Origin of the sequence: Metabacillus kandeliae, assembly GCF_021166585.1 — a bacterium.
Lineage (GTDB): Bacteria > Bacillota > Bacilli > Bacillales > Bacillaceae > Metabacillus_B > Metabacillus_B kandeliae.
In genome coordinates this window covers 89513-110301 of record NZ_JAJOZE010000004.1, presented here as the reverse complement: position 1 = coordinate 110301, position 20789 = coordinate 89513, and the positions used below count along the sequence as shown (strand labels likewise).

Genomic DNA, 20789 nt, shown 5'->3' with positions numbered 1-20789 from the left:
CCCCTTTCAAAATTGTATTTTCAGTCAATCAATTGGCTGCAAGGCAGTGTTAAAAAGGCTGCAAATTCATCATCTTTTACGAGTCTGTCAAATACTTCAATAGCCCGAGGAAAAGACATCGCCTGATAGTGATGGCCGAGCTTTTCCTTCAGCCTGGCTGTCTCTTCTTCTTTGAACTGCTCGTACAGTTCGAGCGTGATGTTCCGGCCGTCTTCAAGAATTCCCTTATCGCTTCTGATCCATTGCCATACTTGAGCACGGGATATTTCAGCTGTGGCAGCATCCTCCATTAAATGATGGATGGGGGCGGCCCCTTTTCCGCTGAGCCAAAAAGCGAGATAAGTGATGCCGACTTCGATGTTCATTCTCAGCCCCTTTTCAGTGATGCTTCCTTGCGGCACTTCCAGCAGGTCAGCAGCAGAGGGATTCACATCTTCTCTATTTTTATGAATCTGATGCAGCTGTTCTCCGAGAATTTCATCAAAAACCTCTTTGGCGCAAGGAACAAGAGCGGGATGGGCAACCCATGTGCCGTCATGTCCATCTGAAGCTTCCCTGTGCTTGTCAGCTCTCACCTTTTCAAACGCTGCTTCGTTTGCCAGCTCATCTCCTTTTACCGGAATTTGGGCAGCCATGCCGCCGATGGCATGAACGCCGCGCTTGTGGCACGTTTTAATCACAAGCTGGGAATAAGCCCGCATAAAGGGAACGGTCATTGTGACATGCGCCCTGTCAGGCAGAATCACATTTTCCTGGTTTCTGAGCTTTTTTAAATAGCTGAAAATGTAGTCCCATCTTCCGCAGTTCAGGCCTGCCGAGTGCTCCTTCAGCTCATAAAGAATTTCATCCATTTCAAAAGCCGCTGTAATCGTTTCAATCAGAACCGTTGCTTTGATGGTTCCCCGCCTGATTCCTAAAGCATCTTCCGCAAAGCAGAATACTTCTTTCCAAAGGCGCGCTTCTTCATGACTTTCAAGCTTCGGAAGATAGAAATAAGGGCCGCTTCCTTTTGACAAGAGCTGCTTTGCATTGTGGTAAAAATACAGGCCAAAATCGAACAGACTCCCTGACATAGGCTTTCCGGCAAGCTGCACGTGCTTTTCTTCCAAATGCCAGCCCCTAGGCCTGACCTTCAGAACAGCTGTTTTTTCGTTCAGCCTGTACTCTTTTCCGGTTTCAGTCTTAAGTGAAATCACGCCTGCTGCTGCATTCTTCAGATTCATCTGTCCTTCCATCATGTTGGACCAAAAGGGTGCTGTAGCATCCTCAAAGTCTGCCATAAAGACATTTGCTCCTGAATTCATCGCATTGATGATCATTTTTCTGTCTACAGGGCCTGTAATTTCAACCCTTCTGTCCAGGAGATCCTTCGGCAGTTCTGCTACAGTCCAGCTGCTCTCCCTGACTTCCCTTGTTTCTTCCAGAAAATCCGGCAGCCTCCCGCTGTCAATCTCCTTTTGCCTAAGATCCCTTTTCGCCAGAAGCTCCAGTCTCTTCTCCCCAAAACGGTGCTGCAGCTCCTCAAGGAATGCCAGGGCTCCTTCTGACAGGATCTCTTCATAACCTTCTCCCATCTTCCCTGTTACTGCGAGCCTCCTTGTTTCCGTGTTCATTCAGGCACCTCTTTCTGTTTTGTTATAATACAGATTATTAATTTACGATATTAATATATAACAGTATCTATCTTTTGTGAAGAGGTTTTGAGGGAATTTTCTGAAAAAATACAAAAAAAAAGAAAGGGGCTATTTGCCCTCTTCTTCAAGGTAGAGTATTCTTTCCGACATTGTCGGATGGTTGTAGCGGAGAATTTTCACAAGCTCCGGCGGGTTGACCTGGCTCAGACTGTTTCTGGACAGCTCCTGAAAGGTTTTCACCGCTGCCTTGTGGTCACCGGTCATTTCCATTGCGTAAAGATCAGCTGATTTTTCCTGCGCTCTCGAAATCCAGTTTGTCACAGGGCTCACGGCAAAAGTTAAAAAGCTGATGAGCAGCAAAAACAGGGGCAGGGCGCTGATTTCTCTAACAGAGGATAGCTTGAGAAGCTTGCCTCTTCTTCTGATCAGCCATCCCATGAGTTTTTGTACGAGAAACAATCCTACAAACGACAGGGCAAGATACACGGCGATGCCGATGTAAATATGCTTCATCACATAATGGCCCATTTCATGTGCCATTATGAACAGAATTTCGTTTTCCTTCAGCTTTTTCAGCGTCGTGTCCCAAAGCACGATTCTGGAATTGGATCCGATTCCCGTGACATAGGCATTCATCGTGCTTGTTTTTGCCGACATATTGACTTCATATACATGGTCAGCAGGAATATTAGCTTGATGGGCCATCGCTAGTATCTTGGTTTCCAGCTGTTTGTTTTGAAGCGGATAAAATTTGTTGTACAAAGGATCAATCACGACCGGCTGAATAAACATGAGAAACAAAGTGAAAGGAATGGAAAGCAGCCAGGCATACAGCCACCAGCGCTTTTCAAATTTCCGGATCAGCCAGAGCAGCACAATGGCAAGAACCGCCATCGTCAGGAAATTGACCCAAAAATCGATGAGCTGATCCTTCAGCCAGCCTGAAAGAGACTGTGTTGAAATATGGTAGGTCTCTGACACCATATGGCTGAGATAATTCACAGGAAGCGAAAGAACGGAAACCAGCAGTGACAGCCAGAACAAAAAGATGAGTGTCTGCAACACTGAAAATTTAACCGTACCCTCTGCCCACTTTTGCATTTTTCTTGATAGCCCTGTGATCAGGACCACAAAATACAGAAACCACTCAAACGGCACGGTCACTAAAAATATAAAATCCTTCATTTTGGAGTATTCATCTGTCAGCATCTGCTCCCGGCCGTTCATAAACTGCGCCGGATCAGCTGCCGTCCCCTGCAGTCCCTTCGGCAAACCGCTGTCAGCTCCCATAAAAATGTACCAATACATAAAAAGGCCGTACAAAAAATAAATGAGCACGGCGCCTGTCAGCCATCTGCGCATCGCATTGCCCCCTTGAACAAGCTCTCTATCTATAGTTTAATTCAACCTCTCTGCTTCTAGAACTCTAGACGATCATTCCGTAGATGACCAGTGAGACAATCGCAGAAAACACAACAATCACCACATTTGCCCCTAAGTATGCTGCAAAAAATGCCACAAGAGATCCAATGATCCCGAACCAAATGCCTCCTTTTGTCTGCAGCACACCTGGAAGAATAAGCGCTCCGAGTATCGCAAACGGCACATTTTTCAGCACATTCTGGACAAACGGCGGAAGCGCAAGGCGGCTGAGCACAACGAGCGGAATCATTCTTGGCAGATAGGTGACAGCAGCCATGCCGACAATAATCAGGATGACCTCGCTCTTCATTGCTCACCCTCCTCTTTACTTTCAGGCATGATAAGCTCTGCTCCTATTGCTGCGATGAGAGTCGAGACAATGATTGCCCAGCCTCCTGCCAGGATATTGGAAAAGGTGAGCAGCATATTGCACAAAGCGGCCATCCCTGCCAGAAGCGCCACTTTTTTCTTTTTCTTCAGCGAAGGCACGAGCAGGCCGATAAACATCGCATAAAGCGCAATCGACATCCCGTCCTGCAGCTTTTGCGGCAGCAGATTTCCGGCAAAGTGGCCGATGCCTGAATTAATCACCCAGCTGGAATACGAAATAAGCATCAAGCCGAACAAATAGCTCCCCGTTACCTTTCCAGGCGCAAGCGAAGCGACAGAAAACGTCTCATCTGTGATGCCAAATGCATAAATCGCTTTTTTCCAGGCAGGATCCTCCTCAGTCTTTTCCCCTAATGAAGCAGACATGAGAAAATGCCGGATGTTTACGATAAAGGTTGTGAGGATAATTTCAACTGCCCCTGTGCCGGATGCAATCAAATTGATGGCGATGTATTGAGAAGCCCCTGCAAAAACAAAGAGACTCATCATCATTGTCTCACTGAGAGAGAGGCCTGATGCCTTTGCCAGAAGGCCGAATGTCAGCGCTACAGGCATATAGCCGATCGCAATGCTGATACCGCTCTGAAGGCCATGTACAAAAGCAGGTGTCCTCATAGATGTCGACTCTGCCAAAATTCTCTCTCCTTTTTAAGAATAATAGATTGGTACGTTCACGCCTTTTTGGTAAATTATACATTTGTTTAATATAATGAACAAGCTTGTTTTCTGACTTTTCAATATAGGAAGCCGGCCGCAAAATAGAAGCCTCCCCGGCCGCCCGGAGAGGCTTTCTATTACTTGCCTTGAAAATGTGGTTTTCGTTTCTCGCTGAATGCCTGCAGCGCTTCCACGCGGTCTTCCGTTGGAATGGTCATTTCATAGGCTTTTCGTTCAATCTGCATCCCTGTGTGCAAATCAGCATTCATGCCGTTTTTGATGGCGAACTTTGCCTGCTGCACAGCGACCGGACCATTTTTCGAGATAGCGTCTGCTAGTTCCCTGCAGGCAGAGACAACGTCTTCTTTTGCCGCTGTATTCAGCACAATCCCATACTGCAGCGCTTCTTCAGCAGTTAATCTTTTCGCTGTCAGGATCAGCTCAAGCGCTCTTTGCTCGCCGATCAGGCGCGGCAGCCTTTGTGTTCCGCCCGCACCAGGTATAATGGCCAGGCTCGTTTCGGTTAGTCCGATTTGAGCTGAGTCTGCGATGATGCGGAAATCACAGGCAAGCGCAAGCTCCATTCCGCCGCCGAATGCGTAGCCGTTAATGCCCGCAATAACAGGCTGTGGAAGCTGCTCTATTTTCGTAAAAACCTCGCTGATTTTATATAAATTCCGCTTTACCTGCTGTTCTGTCAGGGTCTTTCTCTCTTTCAAGTCAGCCCCTGCGCAAAAGGCCTTTTCTCCTGCGCCCGTAATGATGACGGTGCGGACTTCCCTGCTGGAACGGATCTCTTCTGTGATTTCTTCCAATTCCTCCAGCGTATCATAATTAAAGCAGTTCAAAGCTTCAGGTCGGTTCAGTGTGATCAGTGCTGTATGGTCTTCTAAAGTGTATAGTATGCCGGCCAAAAACAGTTCCCCCTTATTTTTGCGTTACCTGATTTTTCAGTGCTCTTCTCAAAATTTTGCCTGTTGTATTTTTCGGCAGTTCATCAAGGAACTCGATCGATTCAGGCACTTTATATTTTGCAAGAATGCTATGGCAGTAGTCTAAGAGCATTTCTTCTGTAAGGTCTTTGTTTTTTGATACAGCGAAGCATTTTACGGCTTCTCCGTAATTTTCATCAGGAACGCCGAAAACAGCGGCTTCCACAATATCCGGGTGGTCATACAGCGCCTCTTCAATTTCGCGCGGATACACATTGTAGCCTCCTACAATGATCATGTCCTTTTTCCGGTCCACGATGTAAAAGTAGCCGTCCTCGTCTTTTCGGGCAAGATCGCCTGTATAGAGCCAGCCATTCCTGATTGTATGCGCTGTTTCCTCAGGCATTTTGTAATACCCTTTCATGACATTCGGCCCTCTTACAATCAATTCTCCTACTTGTCCTGCAGGAAGCTCACTCCCGAGTTCATCTACCACTTTGTTTTCCACATTCAGAATGCTCGTTCCGATGGAGCCTGGTTTTCTAGGCCTGTCCAGCGGATTAAAGCAGGTAACTGGAGATGCTTCTGAGAGCCCGTAGCCTTCAGAGATGACCACTTTGAACTTTTGCTCAAATCCCTTCAGCAGGGCAACCGGCATGGAAGCGCCTCCAGAAATGCACAAACGGAAGCTTTGGAAGTCTTCAGGATTCCCTTCTGGATACTGGAGCAGGAAATTATACATGGTCGGCACACCGGCAAAAACGGTCGCCTGATAGTTTTTGGCCACTCTGAACACCTTCGCTGGACTGAATTTCGGCAGGATCAGCAGCGTGGCACCTGCCATAAGCGGTGCGTTCAGTGATACGGTCATGCAGAACACATGAAACATCGGGAGGGCTGTAATGACATTGTCATTCTCGCCGATCTTCAGATAGGACGCCACATCGCTTGCATTGCTGTACAGATTTTTATGTGTCAGCATTGCGCCCTTTGGCGTACCCGTTGTGCCTGACGTATAGAGGATCACAGCGACTTCATCCTCTTCCAGCTCAGGTGCCTGAAAGCCTTCCATATTTGTTTGCGCTAAACTTGTAAACGATTTCAATTTTGAGCTGATCTTTAAACTTTCCAGTGAGAACCCTGCTTTTTGCTCGCTTGGCGGTGTTTCGCACACAATGACGTGCTGAAGCGCAGGCAGCGAATCATTGAGCCCTTCAAGAAGCGGAATGAACAAATCAAGCGCTGCTACTGCTTTTACATCCCCATTGTTTAAAATATAGGCGATTTCGCTTGGTGTATAAATCGGGTTTACCGGTATAACAGAAGCACCAGCCCGAATGGCTCCAAAATAGGAAATGACAAAGTACGGCGAATTGCCAAGCAGCAATGCCACATGGTCCCCTTTTTCCACGCCCATTTCCTTCAGGCTTGCTGCAAATAAATCAACCATTCTGTTTAATTCGCCATAACTCGTTTTTTCCCCTTCAAAGATATAAGCAGGCTTATCCCTGAACAAACTCCCTGCTTCCTTTAACCGTGAACTTAAATTCATTTTTCCATCCCCTTTGTAAAAAATGAATGAATAGCCATTCACTTTATATTAAAAAAATTCTAAATATATTATATTGAAAGAAAAAGGAAACGACAAGGTCCAGCTATGGAAAAAAGAGGAGTTATAACAAAATTAGCCCATTGGATAGCTGACAGGGCAAGGGTTTTGAAGAATTATTAAAAATAATGTAAAAAGCGCCCGGTATCCAGGCGCTTCCTCTATTAAAAAATGCGCTTAATGCTTTTTTGAATCGGCGGCAGATCCAGTGTTTTTTCCTCAAAAGCTTTTTTAATCAAATATTCGCTGTATTTTACTGCCTGCTGATATGTGATTTTCCCTGGAAGCGGCGGCTCTTCTTCCACCAATGCATCAATAATGACCGGTTTCTTTTCATGCACGGCTTTTTCCAGAGCATCCCGGAATTCTTCTCTAGTATTTACCCTGTATCCAACTCCTCCGCAAGCCTCTGCAAATTTGGCAAAGTCCATCGGAGCCAGTTCCGTGGCGTAATCAATGTGCCCCTTTTCTCCCTGCTCGTATTTAATCAGGCCAAGAGCTTCATTGTTTAGGACGATGATTGTCATGGAAAGTCCATTTCGGACCGCTGTAACGAAATCATGCATAACCATGGAGAAGCCGCCATCGCCGCAGATGGAAAGAACCTGCTTGTCCGGATACGCAACTTTGGCCGCAATTGCCCCAGGCAGGCCGCAGCCCATCGTTGCCATCCAGCTCGAAATAACCATGCGCTGATTCGTAAAGGGCAGATAGCGGGCTGTCCAGACAGTCACATTGCCGACATCAACTGAAAGGATGGCATCCTTCTCCATCACTTTTTCAATTTCCGCCATGATCTGCGGCGGCATTACCCTGTCAGATTCCGCATCGCGGTCTTTTTGAATTTCCGTTCTCCACTTGTCCATAGATGCCTGGCACTGTTTAAGAAATTTGCGCTCTTCCTTTACAGGAATAACCGTCAGCAGCTGCTCAAGAACTTCCTTCACATCCCCGTTAATGCCGGCTGTTACAGGGTATCTCTTGCCGATTTGCACAGGCACGGTATCAATCTGAAACGCCTTTGCTTTTTCAGGAAGGAACTCTCTGTATGGGAAGGAGGTGCCTGCCATGATCAGCAAATCGGTGTTTTTCATTGCTTCATAAGCAGGCTTTGTTCCAATCTGCCCCACATGGCCGAGGCAATAAGGATCTTCATCAGGCAGCACGCCTTTTGCCGGCAGTGTTGCGATAACAGGAGCGCCGATTTTTTCCGCAAACAGCTTCAGCTCTTTTCTTGCATGAAGCGCTCCTTTCCCTGCCAGAATGAGGGGTTTTTCCGCTTCTTTGATCAGCGGAAGTACTGCCTCCAGCTCTTCTGGATCGAGGGCCGGCTCTGATTTGGCATACACATCAGATGTGAGCGGCGCATCCCATTTCCCTTTTTCTGCAAAAAAATCATCCGGAACAGTCAGAACAGCCACTCCCTTTTCCGCATAGGCTGTACGGATCGCCTGGTTTAAAAGATCCGGCAGCTGTTCATGCGAGGTGGCCTGCTTGTTAAAAACAGCTACATCGCTGAACATGTTTTCCAGATTGATCTCTTGAAAAGCATCTGTTCCCACCTTGCTGCTTTCAACCTGCCCGGCGAAAACGAGAACCGGCACCCCATCAGCCTTAGCGTCATAAAGGCCATTTAACAAGTGAACGGCTCCAGGGCCTGCGATCGAGAGGCAAACCCCAATCTTTCCCGTCAGCTTCGCATAAGCCGCAGCCGAAAGTGCCGCTACCTCCTCGTGGCGCACCTGGATAAACCGAATTTCTTCTTTATGCTTCCGCAAATCCTCCACCAATTCATTGATTGAATCTCCAGGGATGCCATAAATATGGTCAATGCCCCAATTTGTCAAAACCTCAGCCGCAGCTGCTCCTGCACGTTTTTCAAACATACATTCATCTCCTCATCAATTAAAAAGGGTTTTACTCTTACATAACCTTTATGGGAGAAAGAAAAACCAGGACGGCTGGAAAGCGTGTTACAGGAGGAGTTTCTTGAACTGAGACTGGTGAATATGAGCAGTGGTTTGGTGAATATATTGGCTGGTTTGGCGAATATTTGATGCAGATTGGATAATATGCTGGCTGGTTCGGCGAATATGATGATGGGCATTCTTTGGAAAAGGTGTTTTCGCCTTATAAAGAGCCAGTATGCGGCTCTGTACTTTAAGTTATGGCTGAAAACTAAGCAATGGCTCTTTGAAACCGGCTGTTCGGGAAATTAAGGGCTGGTTTGGTGAATATAACAGCCGGTTTGGCGAATATCTGATGCAGATTGGATAATATGCTGGCTGGTTCGGTGAATATGGGGCTTGAGTACTCTTCGGAAAAGAATTTTTCTCCTTATAAAAATCAATTTTGCTGCTCTGTATTACCAGTTCCATCGCAAGCCGCTCCCATATAACAAAAAACCGCCGGCAAACAGCATGCCAGCGGGTTTTTTTAGTAAAGCAAATCAAGAAATTGATCTTTTGTAATGTTGCCGAAGTAGTGTTTAATCTCAATGTCTCTCAGCAGTTTTTCAAGCTCTGCCCTTTCATAGCGGGCACCGATTAAGCGGTTCTCAATGTCTGATACATCGCCGACACCGAAAAAGTCGCCATAAATTTTGCAGTTGTTGATCACGCCTTTGTTTACTTCAAGCCTGATGTCAATGGAACCGACAGGGAAACGGTGTGAATGCTGAAGATTGAATTTCGGCGATTTCCCATAATTCCAGTCCCAGTTTTGGTATCGTTCCCGGGAGATTTCATGGATCTTCACCCAGTCTTCTTCTGTTAGTTCATATTGAGGAATTTCGCCGTCTGTGTCAAAAATATATTTTAAGATCAGCTCGCGGAACTGCTCAATGGTTATTTTTTCTTGCAGGAAATCTCTGATGTTGGCCACCCTGCTCCGGATGGATTTGATGCCTTTCGATTCAATTTTTTCTTTTTTCACATTCAAGGCTTTTACGACGTTTTCCATTTCAGAATCAAAAAGAAGGGTTCCGTGGCTGAACATTCTTCCCTTAGTGGAAAACTGGGCGTTTCCGGAAATCTTTTTCCCTTCCGCCAGGATATCGTTCCGGCCGCTCAGCTCAGCATCAACGCCGAGCCGCTTTAGGGCCCGCGTTACAGGCTCAGTAAATTTGAGGAAGTTGTGAAAGCTGTCACCGTCGTCCTTCGCAATAAAGCTGAAGTTCAGGTTGCCGAGGTCGTGGTAAACAGCGCCTCCCCCTGAAAGGCGTCTGACGACGTGCAGACTGTTTTCCTCTACATATTTCGTATTGATTTCCTCAATCGTGTTCTGGTTTTTGCCGATGATAATCGAAGGTTCATTTATGTAAAACAGCAAATAAGGCTGTTCCGGGTTCAAATACCGCAGGCAATATTCTTCTATTGCCAGATTGATCCTTGGATCTGTAATTCCTTTATTATCAATAAATAGCATGATGTTTCCTCCTTAAGCTCCTGTCCATGTTAAACCGCTTTTGGCAAGCAGCACCCTGCCTCCGTATACAGACTCAGCTTGTATGATTAGATCTGAATGGCTGCCGAAGTGAGGCAAATGCGACAGCAGCAGGGTTCGTGCCCGTGCCTGCTGGGCAATGACTCCAGCTTCGATGCTGTTTAAATGCCCCGGACCTGAGCCGTCCTGGTTCTTATAAAGACTGCACTCTGAAATGAGAAGATCTGCACCTTCTGCAAAAGGAATAAAGGAATCCTGAAAGCTCGAGTCAGCTGTGTACACTACCTTCCTGCCTTCGGCTTCAATCGACATCGCGAAACAAGGTACTGGGTGGACGGTTTTCAAAAAACGGATCGTAAAAGGACCTGTGCGGAGCTCCTTCTCAGGGTTATAAGCGATGCCCTTTGTAACACTTTTATAGGTCAGCTTTGCAAACGCTTCTTTATCGTAAGCATGCCCATAAATCGGCAAAACCTCGCTTGTTTTATGAATCATCCCTGTCACAAGCCTTGCATATTGCAGCGGCCCGATATCTGCGGCATGATCAAAATGATAATGCGACAGCACAACAGCATCTAAGTCCTGAATCGAAACGTAATTTTGAATCTGTGATACAACAGCGCTTCCACAGTCAATCAGCAGCTTATATCCTTCAGCTTCAAGGAGATAGCCCGACGTCGCCTCATTGGCAGCCGGAAATCCTCCCCAATAGCCTGCTACAGTCAGCTTCATTTCGTTCCCCCGCTTTCCATTCATCTCCCTTCAATATACCCATTTTTTTAATTTATTGCATGTTTTTTGATTTGTTACAAAACAGTTGTTGACAATTTTTCTTCTGTTATAATACACTATTAACAAATAAGAACACGGAGGGGATTCTCATGATCGTTAAATTGACTGAATTTTTCAGAAACTTACCTCGTAAAAAGTGTTTGGAGTGCGGCAATGTGATGGAAGAGCAGCATGACTGCTATGGAAATACGTGCGATAAGTGTATGAAGGTGACACAGCTTTAATCCAATGGCGATTTGCATCCTTTTACTAAGGGTGCTTTTTTCTTTCATCCGCAAAAAAAAAGAGAGCATATGCCCTCTTTTATTAAAATTATTTCTGAACATTCAGTCTTTTTCTGATACCAAATACTGCGGCAAGGGCTGCAAGAGATCCTCCGGAAAGCAGGAGCCAGTTGTTTGCACTGCTGTCTGTTTGTGAAGCACCGCCAAATCCTGTTTTCGGCATATCAGATGGCATTGCACTTCCCATGAACTTGTCCGGCATTTGCTGTACAATAGCGCCGCCCAATGTTTCCCCTACACCAAACATGAATTTGTATCCTTCATCAAATGAAGCGTATTCAGAAGCATAGTCACCAGTCATGTAATCTTCAAAGTTTTTAATGACCTGCTGTTCATGCATCTTTACGGCGTCCTTCGCAGCCTGTGCCGGGAGCTTGCCGCCTGTGGCTGTGCTGAGGAAATCCCCGAACTCACTTGAAAAGCTGATCATGCGGTCTTTCGCATCTTGAACACCTTTGTCATCCTTGTTCATCGCTGCCATGACGAGATCATTCTGAGCGTTAATATGATCTGTTGTCCAAATTTTTTCAAAAGCATCGCCGCCCTGCTTGCCGTAGAGAGAAACAATCGCTGCTTTAAAATCTGCTGTGTGTTCATTTTCCGCCCATTTAGCGGCATCAAAATCTTTTGCTCCGTTATATCCCCTTTCCATGCTCATGGAAGCAAGCGCAAAGTGTTCTGCTGCAAGGCTTGATAAAGTGGACCTCAAATCAGCTGCTTTGGAATCCGCTCTCGTATTCTTAAACTTTTCAGGCATTTGAGAAACAATTGCGCCGGATAGAACTTTGCTGATTGTGAACATTCTGCTGTATCCTTCTCTGAAAGAAGTGAATTCTGCCTGATAGTCTCCTTTTACATAGTCGTCAAATGTTTTTTGAACGTCCATTTCATGGGCTTTCAGCGCTTCTTTCGCTGCGTCTGCCGGGAGCTTTCCGCTTGTTGCCGTGCTCAGGAAGCTTCCGAATTCCTCAGTAAACTTTTCTACTTTTTCCATCGCTTCTTTTTTGGCATTTGGATCTTTTGCTTTTACGGCCTCCACGTATTCTTCTGTATAATCATTATGAGGGGCAAAAATGCTGTTAAACTGTTCTGCAGCTTTGTCACCGTAGAGGGAGGCAATGGCTGGCTTCATATCCTCTGCATTTTTTTCTAAAGCTTTTTGTGCATGCTCAGCGTCTTTCGCACCATCGTATTCTTTTGTCATCGCATCCACAGCAAGGACAAAGTGTTCAGAGAGCAAATAATCAAGTCCTGATCGCAGCTCTGCCGCAGGTGTTTTGACTGTCGGGGCCATTTCTGCATTTGCTGCTGCTGGGAAAAGCAGGGACAATCCCAATGCAGGTGCTAACAATTTTCTCATCTTCATGCTCTTATCACTCCATCTTTTGGATTAGGCATTCCGCCTTGTTTGTTTTTCATATAGATAACGGAATGATTGATAAAGATGGATCACAGTTTTTGAAATTTTTTATTTTGCACAAAGAAAAATGAGCGCCTGATCAGGCACTCATTCATAAAGAGACCAGCTTTCTTGCAACAGTTGATTCTCTTACAATCAAATTCATATAAAATTGATGGATTTCCTTATGGGAATAGTTTTTAGTATGGATTTTTTCAAGGATGACAGCAATTGCCTTGCTCCCCATTTCTTCAAGCGGCTGGTGAATGGTGGTGATCATAGGGTCCATCAGCTCTGTAATCATCTGATTGTCAAAGCCGACTACAGCCAGATCCTCTGGAATGCGCCATCCCTTTTTCTTCGCTTCCGAGATAATGCCAGCAGCAAGTTCATCTGAACCTGTGAAAATAGCCGTCGGCTTTTCGATCATTTCCTGTATATCATAGAATACCTGCTTGCCGTCTGCCGATTGAAATGCAGACCGGAACGCGTATTCTTCCAGAAATGGCAGATTCGCTTCAGCCAGTGCCTTCTTAAAGCCCTCTTCTCTCGCGTCTGCTACATTGCTCGTATACTTTCCGCAGCAATAGGCAATTCTTTCATGCCCCTGTTCTATTAAATGCTTTGTCGCTGAATAGCCTGCTTCAAATTGATCAATAAATACCATCGGCACTGAGGCCTGTTCATCATATTCATTGCATAGAATAATCGGTCCGTATTCAAGAAACGGCGCAATGGTTTTCCATTCATTCGCCATGGACGTCAGAATGACTCCGTCCACCTGCCTCGTTTTCAGCAAATTTAAATAGGCCAGCTCTTTCTTTTTAGAATACTGCGTCTGGCAAATGATCAGCTGGTAATCCTTTTCAGAAGCAGCTGTTTCTAAAATCTCAATCAGCTGGCTGAAAAAAGGATTCATCACACGCGGGATTAAAACGGCAATCACGCCTGTCCTCTGGTTGCGTAGGCTCCTTGCTGCAGAATTCGGGACATACCCAAGCTTGTCCATCGCATCAAGGACCTGCTTTTTCTTCCCCTTGCTTACATATGGATGGTTATTGATGACTCTTGACACGGTTGTTCTCGATAATCCGGCCAGCCTTGCAACATCTTCTATCGTTGTCATGCATTTCCCCCTCACAGAACAGTCGCATGCATTTTCCTATCCGCACATAGCAGTCTTCTTTCGATAAAGCTCTCCACTCGATAAAATTATAATAGACTATGTAAGGGCTTTCAATACTGTTTTTGCAAGTTTCTTACATTGATGCCATATGCCCTTTTTTAATAGAGTCAAAATAAAAAGCCCTCCGGTTATTTCGGAAGGGCTGCTGATCTTTATTTTCCTAGAAACTCAAGCACATCCTGCACAGCCTGCATGCCCTGATCAATGCAGTCAGGAAGCCCGATGCCTTCATAAGAAGCTCCGGCGAGATAAAGGCCGGGATATTTCTTTTTCACTTCTTCTTTAATCTCTGCGATTTTTTGCTTATGGCCGACGTTGTACTGCGGCATAGCCTCTTTCCAGCGGGTGACCACAGCCATTTCAGGCTCAGCGGAAATATCCATGACCTTGCGCAGGTCTTCCATGACGACTTTGACAATCTCGTCATCTGACTGATCCACAATGGCTTCATGCCCCGGCTTTCCGACATAGGCTCTTAGGACAGCCTTGTCAGGCGGTGCCGTGTGCGGCCATTTCTTATGTGTCCAGGTGCAGGCTGTGATCGTATAATCACTGTTTCTTGAAATGACAAAGCCTGTTCCTTCTTTGTCCATTTTAACAGCGTCCTTAGGAAACGCGAGCGCCGCTGTTGCTACAGATGTGGAAGGCATTTTTTTGAAATAGGCAAAAGCCTGCTCATCCTTCATGAGCGATGCTGCTGCAGCATGCGGAACGGCGAGGATCACAGTGTCAGCCTGAATGGATGCGCCGTCGCTCAGCAGCACGCTGTAGCGCCCGTCTTCCAGCTTCTCAAGCTTCTGCACTTTGTTTCCTTTATGAATGCTTGTCAGTGAAAGCTTTTCTTCAAAAGCTGGAACAATGCTTTCAAGACCTGATGTTAAGGTTTGAAAAATGCCCTTCTTCCTTTTCGGCAAATGTTTTTGCGTATTTTTCGGAGTGGTTTTTTTCATCCCAAGAATCAGGCTGCGGTGCTCCTGCTCCACTTGATAAAATTGTGGAAAGGTTGTCATCAGACTCAGCTTGTCAATGTCGCCAGCATATATGCCTGACAGAAGCGGTTCGATCAAGTTTTCCACCACTTCATTTCCAAGCCGGCGTCTGAAAAACATGCCGAGCGACTGATCGCCTTTTGCTTTACCGGCAGGCAGAACAAAGTCCCCTGCTGCACGAAGCTTTCCAGGCAGGGAAAAAAGGCCTGACGTGATAAATGGAGCAACCTGTGTCGGAATTCCCATAACCGCACCAGCTGGAATGGAGTGCAGCTCGTCTTTTACAAGCACATAGGATCTTCCGACAGCATTGTTGACAAGCTGGTCTTCAATGCCGAGATCCTTCATGAGCTCAGGAGCACTTGCTTTTCTTTCTAAAAAGGAATCCGGTCCCCGTTCAATCACATAGCCGTCTTTTGAGACGGTTTGAATTTTGCCGCCGAGCCGCGGGCTTGATTCAATCAGGTCAATGGAAAGCGGCAGCCCTTTTTCCTTCGCTTCTTTTTCAAGATAAAAAGCGGCTGACAAACCGGTCAGTCCGCCTCCGATAATGATCGTTTTCTTCATGGTTTCGCCTTCTTTTTTCTGTCTTAAGCCTTCAGCCTTTTTAAAACAGCTGATGCCATCGCGTCGATAAATTCAGGCTTTGCGTTCGGCATTTCCGGCCTGTAGTAGCTGACGCCAAGTTCTTCTGTAATCACTTTGCACTCTGTGTCATTGTCAAAGAGCACTTCAAGATGATCCGCAACAAACCCGACAGGAACATAGACAAATGCCTGATAGCCTTTTTCCTTGTAGAGGTCTCTGGTCAAGTCCTGCACGTCAGGTCCAAGCCACGGATCAGGCGTGTTGCCGGCACTTTGCCAGCCTGTTGTGTATTCCGTGATGCCGGCTCCTTCTGCAATCAGCCTTGCCGTTTCTTTTATCTGATCAGGATAAGGATCGCCTGCTGCGATAATTTTCTCAGGAAGGCTGTGGGCGGAAACGATTAAGATCGCTTTTTCCCGCTCTTCCGCTGTCATATCGGCATACGTCTCTTTCAAGCGGTCTGTCCAGTACTTGATGAATTTCGGCTCTTCGTACCAGCTTTCAACAGATGTGATGGAAAGTCCACCAAGCTTTTCAGCTTCTTCCTTTGCCCGCGCATTGTAGGATTTGATGCTGAAGGTGGAATAATGAGGGGCAAGCACAATGCTGACCGCTTCTGTTATGCCGTCTTGATGCATCTGCTGGACCGCATCCTCTACAAAAGGCTCGATATGCTTTAAGCCGATATACATCTTAAACTGAATGTCATCCTGAATGTCGTTCAGCCGTTCCTCAAGCTTTTCCGCCTGCTCAATGGTAATTTTGGCAAGCGGGGAAATGCCTCCGATTGCTTCATACCGGTCCTTTAAGTCCTGCAGCATTTCGGGTGCAGGCTTTCTGCCTCTGCGTATATGAGTGTAATAGCGTTCAATATCTTCTTCTTTGTAAGGTGTTCCATATGCCATGACCAAAAGGCCCATTGTTTTTTTTGCCATTAGTGCTGCACCTGCCATTTAATGAAGTTTGTAGGTAATATAAATTGTTCTGCCTTCCCTATTTTGCCACTTTTCGGCTTTTTAGGCCAAAGGAGATGCTCTGGCAAATTTTATGTTAAGCGCTGTGAAGAATACTCGTGAACAAGGGCTGTCACTCGCTTCAGCGTTTCCGGGTTAACAGAAGGGAACACACCGTGGCCAAGGTTAAAGACGTAGCCGTCCTGCTCCATGCCCTGATCAAGGATGTCCTTCAGTCTTTCTTCAATGACATTCCATGGAGCAAGGAGAATGGCCGGATCAAGGTTGCCCTGAAGGGTTTTCGTGAGACCCATTGTTCTTGCTTCAGAAATTTGAAGACGCCAGTCAAGACCTACAACATCAAGCGGAAGATCGTGCCATTCCTTTGCCAGGTGGCTTGCCCCGACTCCGAACATGATCAGAGGCACTCCCTGTGATTGAAGTTCGGAAAAGATCCTATGCATAACAGGCTTAATGAACACGCGGTAGTCAGCCACATTCAGCGCACCGACCCAGGAATCAAAAATCTGGAACGCCTTTGCTCCGGCTTTAATTTGCGCTTTCGCATACGTCACCGTCATATCCGCAAGCTTATCCATTAGCGCAAACCAGGCTTTCGGCTCAGCATACATAAAAGCTTTTGTTTTATTGTAATTTTTCGATGGACCGCCTTCGATCATGTAGCTCGCCATTGTAAAAGGCGCGCCCGCAAATCCGATCAATGGAACAGATAGCTGCTCCTGTGTCAGGAGGCGGATCGTTTCAAGCACATAAGGAATATCATCCTCAGGCGAAAGCTCGCCAAGCTTCTCCACATCGCTGAGTGACCGGATCGGATTATCAATAACAGGACCGATCCCTGTTTTGATTTCCACATCAACCCCAAGCGCCGGCAGCGGGGTCATAATGTCTTTATATAAAATAGCGGCATCTACGTCGTACTGCTCGACCGGAAGCCTTGTCACATACGCGCAAAGCTCAGGCTGGTGCGTAATCTCAAATAAACTGTACTTCTCTTTCAACTTTCTGTATTCCGGCTGCGAACGGCCTGCCTGCCTCATGAACCAAACCGGCACATGGGAAGTGCGCTCGCCTCTGCAAGCTTTAATCAGTGTGTCATTAAACATTTTTCCTTCAACCATGGTTGTATTCCCACCTTAATCTCTGTCAAAATCACTATTTCTTACAATATACCTTTTTGACTGGGACTTGTATAGGAAAGGGGTGCAAATGTCAATAAATCGCCTAAAAGGAGAGAGGGGTGTTTGGAACCGGCCTTCTGTGAAAAATAACGGGCTGGCTGGTGAATAAGGGCTGTATTAGATTCGATAATAGAGCCATCATCTTGGAAAAGTGAACTTTGAGTGTGCTCAATATACCGCTCTGGTCTTTGGAACCGGCCTTCTGTGAAAATAATGGATGGTTTGGTGAATATCACTGCCGGTTGCACGAAAATCTGCTGCCGATTGGTGAATATGCTGGCTTGATCGGTGAATATGGAGCTGTGCCTGCATCAATAAGTGCTCAGCCCTCAGCCTTATCAGCGGATTGTCCATCTTTATCGAGCACTTTTTCTGCTATATCGGCGGATTGTCCATCTATATCGAGCACTTTCCGTTATTTATCGGCGGATCACCCTCATATATCGGACACTTCCCCGATTATATCGGCGAACTCCGTTTACGCCCGTTAAAAAAGCGCCGAATGCTATTCGGCGCCTCTTTTACGGTGATACATAATCTGTGCCAGGACCTTCCTGGCCTGTTTGCGTGTTAAAAGGAACAACTTTATAGGCGCGTCTGGAGAAAATGTTGGAGTACGGCATTTCAAAGGTGTTTTCGCCTTTTACTGTTCCGATTACTTTTTCTTCATTGCCCCGCTGTTCATAGATGCGGTATTCAATCCGGCTGTCCTGCTGTGCTGTCCATTCAAGGTGCAGGGTAAAGAGCTGGAAGCCTTTGAATTTGTAATCTGCTGTCAGGTTTTGCACAGGCTGAAGCTTGATTGGATCTTCAAGGTCTTCGATTCCTGACGGCACTTCGAATTTTTTGCTGTTATCATATTTAGAGCCGCGCAATATGGCTTTAAACAGCCTGACCGGTGCTGAACTGCCTTGTGTCAGGTAATGACTTTGGTCTGTCCGGTCATAGCCCATCCAAAGAGCCCCTGTTACCTCAGGTGTGTAGCCGGCGAACCAGGCGTCCATGACGGCTCCTTTTTTGCCTGGATAAGAAGTTGTGCCTGTTTTACCGGCCAGATCGCCTCCATAGGTTCCGTAATGGGCCGTTCCTTCTGTGACAACATGTTCAAGCATCCTTGTCATATAAAGGGCATTCTGCGGTGAATATACAGGCTTTTTCTCTTCTTTTCTTTCTGCTGTGATGTTGTTGTGCCTGTCAGTGATTTTTTCTATAAAATAGGCATCACTGTACTGCCCGTTATCTGCAAATGTTCTGTAGGCGTTTGCCAGGTTAAGCGGTGATACGCCTTTTTCAAGGCCGCCAAGCGCGATGGCAAGTCCATTGTCATCAACTGGAACGCCGGTTTCTTCCAGATACTTCTTCGCTTTGCTGATGCCGATTTCATTCAGCGTCCAGACTGCCGGAGCGTTCAGTGAATGAATCAGGGCATTGTACATGGTTGTCTCTCCTGAATAGCCCTCAGGGTTTTTCGGTGCATAGTTTCCATATTTGATTGGCTCGTCCTTCAGCATGGAAAATGGCTGAAACTTGTTTTCCTGAAGAGCAGGCCCGTATACAGCAAGCGGCTTAAAGGTTGAGCCTGGCTGGCGGCTTTTTGTGACCCTGTTGTACCCTTTTGATACGTAATCCCGGCCGCCGATAGCTGCGACAGCACCGCCTGTTTTATTATCGAGCATAATAAAGGAAGCTTGTGAGCCGCTGACTGTTCCTTTGAAATAAGAGTCTTCTTTAAAAAGCTGGTATGCTTTTTTCTGAAGATCAGCATTTAGAGGAACTGTGATTGTATAGCCGCCTCTCAGAAGTTCGTCGTTTGAAATATTGTACTTCTCCTCTGCTTCATTCAGAACGAGGTCAATATAGGAAGCAAACCAAGGGCTTTCTGCTTTTTTATTTATTTTTAAGCCAAGTGTTTTCCCCTGTGCCCTCACTGCTTCTTCACTGGAAATAAACCCTTGCTCCTGCATTAAGCTTAAAACAAGATCTCTTCTTTTTTTGCTTTTTTCAGGATGAAGGATCGGAGAGTACCCTGACGGCGCCTTTGGCAAAGAAGCAAGTGTTGCAGCTTCAGATGGCGTAAGCTCCGTCACGTCCTTTGAAAAGAAATAATGGGAAGCCGCCTGAATCCCGTAAGCCCCATGCCCGAAGTACAGCTGGTTTAAGTAAATTTCAAGAAGCCTCTTTTTGCTGTAATTGTTTTCAAGCGAAACAGCGATTACTGCTTCTTTTGTTTTTCTCATCACAGACTTTTCACCGGACAAAAACACGTTTTTAGCAATCTGCTGGGTGATGGTGCTGCCGCCCTCCACCTTGCTGCCTGCGATCAGGTCTTTAAAAAGCGCCCTTGCAATCGATCTCACATCGATGCCATGATGCTCGTAAAAGCGTTGATCTTCTACAGCGATAAAGGCGTTTTGAACATTTTTCGGAATTTTATTAATGCTGACAAGCTCCCTGTTTTTCTGATAGAGCTCCGTAATTTCCTTCCCTGACGGATCAACCAGCTTGGAAGAGGAATCCAGCACTAATTTTTTTTCATCAATCATTGCATTCCCTGCTACAAGAATGAAAAAATAAGTTAGAAATGAGATTAAGATCAGCCCAAATATGGAAAAGACGATTATCCGCCATTGTTTCATAAAACTTTCACCCCGCATTCAGGTTTAGTATTGTTAAATAAAGGTAAATATATGTGTGCTCTTCTTTTCGTTTTTAAAAATCAATCTGCCGGGATGGTGACGATCATGAATTTTTATATGACTTACGGAACAATTGACTATTTAACAAAGCTGAAGGAAGATCAGCCAGATCAGAACATTCTGCTGTTATCCAAAGACGATAACGCTTTGCTGATGCATGAATCTGACGGCCCTTCTATTTTCAAGGAGCCAAAAAAATATGAAGTGCTGGATGAGTCCGGCGTTTTTGAAAATGGCAGCTTTGCTGTTCTGAATAATATTCCCGTAACCTATGAAGGCAAGCCGCTGTTTGAGCAGCGTTTCAAAGAAAGAGCCAGAATGATTGAGAATGAGCCGGGTTTTACGGCCATCCGTGTTCTCCGGCCTGTTTCAGGCGATACGTATGTCATTCTCACCTTATGGGACAGTGAAAAATCCTTTAAAGACTGGCAAAACTCCAAAGCTTATGAGCATGCCCACAAAAAACGCGGCACAGAGGAAGGCGTTGATCAAAAGGACATCTTCGCGCGACCATCTTACGTTACAACATATCAAGCTGTTCGTCCATAAGGACTGGGAGATTTTTCTTTGTATTTGTCGAAATTGATGACGGGAAGTTTCATTCATGTTAAA

17 protein-coding genes are annotated in these 20789 nt (G+C 45.9%); 2 read left to right on the top strand and 15 right to left on the bottom strand.

Annotated elements, in window-relative coordinates; genetic code table 11:
• Positions 1–20 precede the first annotated feature (20 nt).
• The 9 genes from aceB to LRR81_RS11515 all read right to left on the bottom strand — a co-directional run bounded on the left by aceB (position 21) and on the right by LRR81_RS11515 (position 10820).
• The gene (aceB, locus tag LRR81_RS11555) at positions 21–1613 is read right to left on the bottom strand and encodes a malate synthase A (RefSeq protein WP_331716337.1); all 1593 of its coding nucleotides are present in this window, start codon (positions 1611–1613) and stop codon (positions 21–23) included.
• Between the two features lie 129 nt (positions 1614–1742).
• Positions 1743–2996, bottom strand: a complete 1254-nt coding sequence (locus LRR81_RS11550; protein ID WP_231789530.1) for a M48 family metallopeptidase — start codon at positions 2994–2996, stop codon at positions 1743–1745.
• Between the two features lie 64 nt (positions 2997–3060).
• Positions 3061–3366 carry an AzlD domain-containing protein gene (locus LRR81_RS11545; protein WP_231789529.1) on the bottom strand — a complete coding sequence of 102 codons (306 nt, stop codon included), beginning with the start codon at positions 3364–3366 and terminating at the stop codon, positions 3061–3063.
• A complete protein-coding gene (locus LRR81_RS11540; protein ID WP_231789729.1) occupies positions 3363–4061 on the bottom strand; it encodes an AzlC family ABC transporter permease in 699 nt (232 codons plus the stop codon). Before LRR81_RS11540 ends, LRR81_RS11545 begins: the two co-directional genes overlap by 4 nt.
• Before the next feature lie 179 nt (positions 4062–4240).
• The gene (locus tag LRR81_RS11535; protein ID WP_231789528.1) at positions 4241–5017 is read right to left on the bottom strand and encodes an enoyl-CoA hydratase-related protein; all 777 of its coding nucleotides are present in this window, start codon (positions 5015–5017) and stop codon (positions 4241–4243) included.
• A 13-nt stretch (positions 5018–5030) separates the two neighbouring features.
• The gene (locus LRR81_RS11530; protein ID WP_231789527.1) at positions 5031–6587 is read right to left on the bottom strand and encodes a fatty acid--CoA ligase family protein; all 1557 of its coding nucleotides are present in this window, start codon (positions 6585–6587) and stop codon (positions 5031–5033) included.
• Positions 6588–6808: 221 nt separating this feature from the next.
• A complete protein-coding gene (locus LRR81_RS11525) occupies positions 6809–8530 on the bottom strand; it encodes a pyruvate oxidase (RefSeq protein WP_231789526.1) in 1722 nt (573 codons plus the stop codon).
• 550 nt (positions 8531–9080) lie between these two features.
• Positions 9081–10070 (bottom strand): lipoate--protein ligase, encoded by a 990-nt coding sequence (locus LRR81_RS11520; protein ID WP_231789525.1) that lies wholly within the window; start codon positions 10068–10070, stop codon positions 9081–9083.
• A 12-nt stretch (positions 10071–10082) separates the two neighbouring features.
• Positions 10083–10820 carry an MBL fold metallo-hydrolase gene (locus LRR81_RS11515; protein ID WP_231789524.1) on the bottom strand — a complete coding sequence of 246 codons (738 nt, stop codon included), beginning with the start codon at positions 10818–10820 and terminating at the stop codon, positions 10083–10085.
• Positions 10821–10969: 149 nt separating this feature from the next.
• On the opposite strand from LRR81_RS11515, the gene yhfH reads away from it, so the two are divergent.
• On the top strand, positions 10970–11104 hold the full coding sequence (gene yhfH, locus LRR81_RS11510; RefSeq protein ID WP_231789523.1) for a protein YhfH: 135 nt from the start codon (positions 10970–10972) through the stop codon (positions 11102–11104).
• Positions 11105–11192: 88 nt separating this feature from the next.
• Here the strand turns inward: yhfH and LRR81_RS11505 are convergent, their stop codons facing one another.
• The 6 genes from LRR81_RS11505 to LRR81_RS11480 form a co-directional block, all read right to left on the bottom strand.
• The gene (locus LRR81_RS11505; RefSeq protein WP_231789522.1) at positions 11193–12524 is read right to left on the bottom strand and encodes an LPXTG cell wall anchor domain-containing protein; all 1332 of its coding nucleotides are present in this window, start codon (positions 12522–12524) and stop codon (positions 11193–11195) included.
• 151 nt (positions 12525–12675) lie between these two features.
• Entirely contained in the window at positions 12676–13689 is a 1014-nt protein-coding gene (locus LRR81_RS11500) for a LacI family DNA-binding transcriptional regulator (protein WP_231789521.1), read from the bottom strand.
• A 212-nt stretch (positions 13690–13901) separates the two neighbouring features.
• Positions 13902–15305 carry a protoporphyrinogen oxidase gene (gene hemY, locus LRR81_RS11495; protein WP_231789520.1) on the bottom strand — a complete coding sequence of 468 codons (1404 nt, stop codon included), beginning with the start codon at positions 15303–15305 and terminating at the stop codon, positions 13902–13904.
• Between the two features lie 23 nt (positions 15306–15328).
• Positions 15329–16261, bottom strand: a complete 933-nt coding sequence (hemH, locus tag LRR81_RS11490) for a ferrochelatase (RefSeq protein WP_231789519.1) — start codon at positions 16259–16261, stop codon at positions 15329–15331.
• Positions 16262–16371: 110 nt separating this feature from the next.
• Positions 16372–17421, bottom strand: coding sequence for a uroporphyrinogen decarboxylase (gene hemE / locus LRR81_RS11485; protein WP_231789518.1), 1050 nt, complete (start codon positions 17419–17421; stop codon positions 16372–16374).
• A 581-nt stretch (positions 17422–18002) separates the two neighbouring features.
• Positions 18003–20117: a transglycosylase domain-containing protein gene (locus tag LRR81_RS11480; RefSeq protein WP_231789517.1), complete on the bottom strand. Its 2115-nt coding sequence runs from the start codon at positions 20115–20117 to the stop codon at positions 18003–18005.
• A 105-nt stretch (positions 20118–20222) separates the two neighbouring features.
• Here LRR81_RS11480 and LRR81_RS11475 point away from each other — a divergent pair, with 105 nt between their 5' ends.
• Positions 20223–20726 carry an antibiotic biosynthesis monooxygenase family protein gene (locus LRR81_RS11475; protein ID WP_231789516.1) on the top strand — a complete coding sequence of 168 codons (504 nt, stop codon included), beginning with the start codon at positions 20223–20225 and terminating at the stop codon, positions 20724–20726.
• Positions 20727–20789 lie beyond the last annotated feature (63 nt).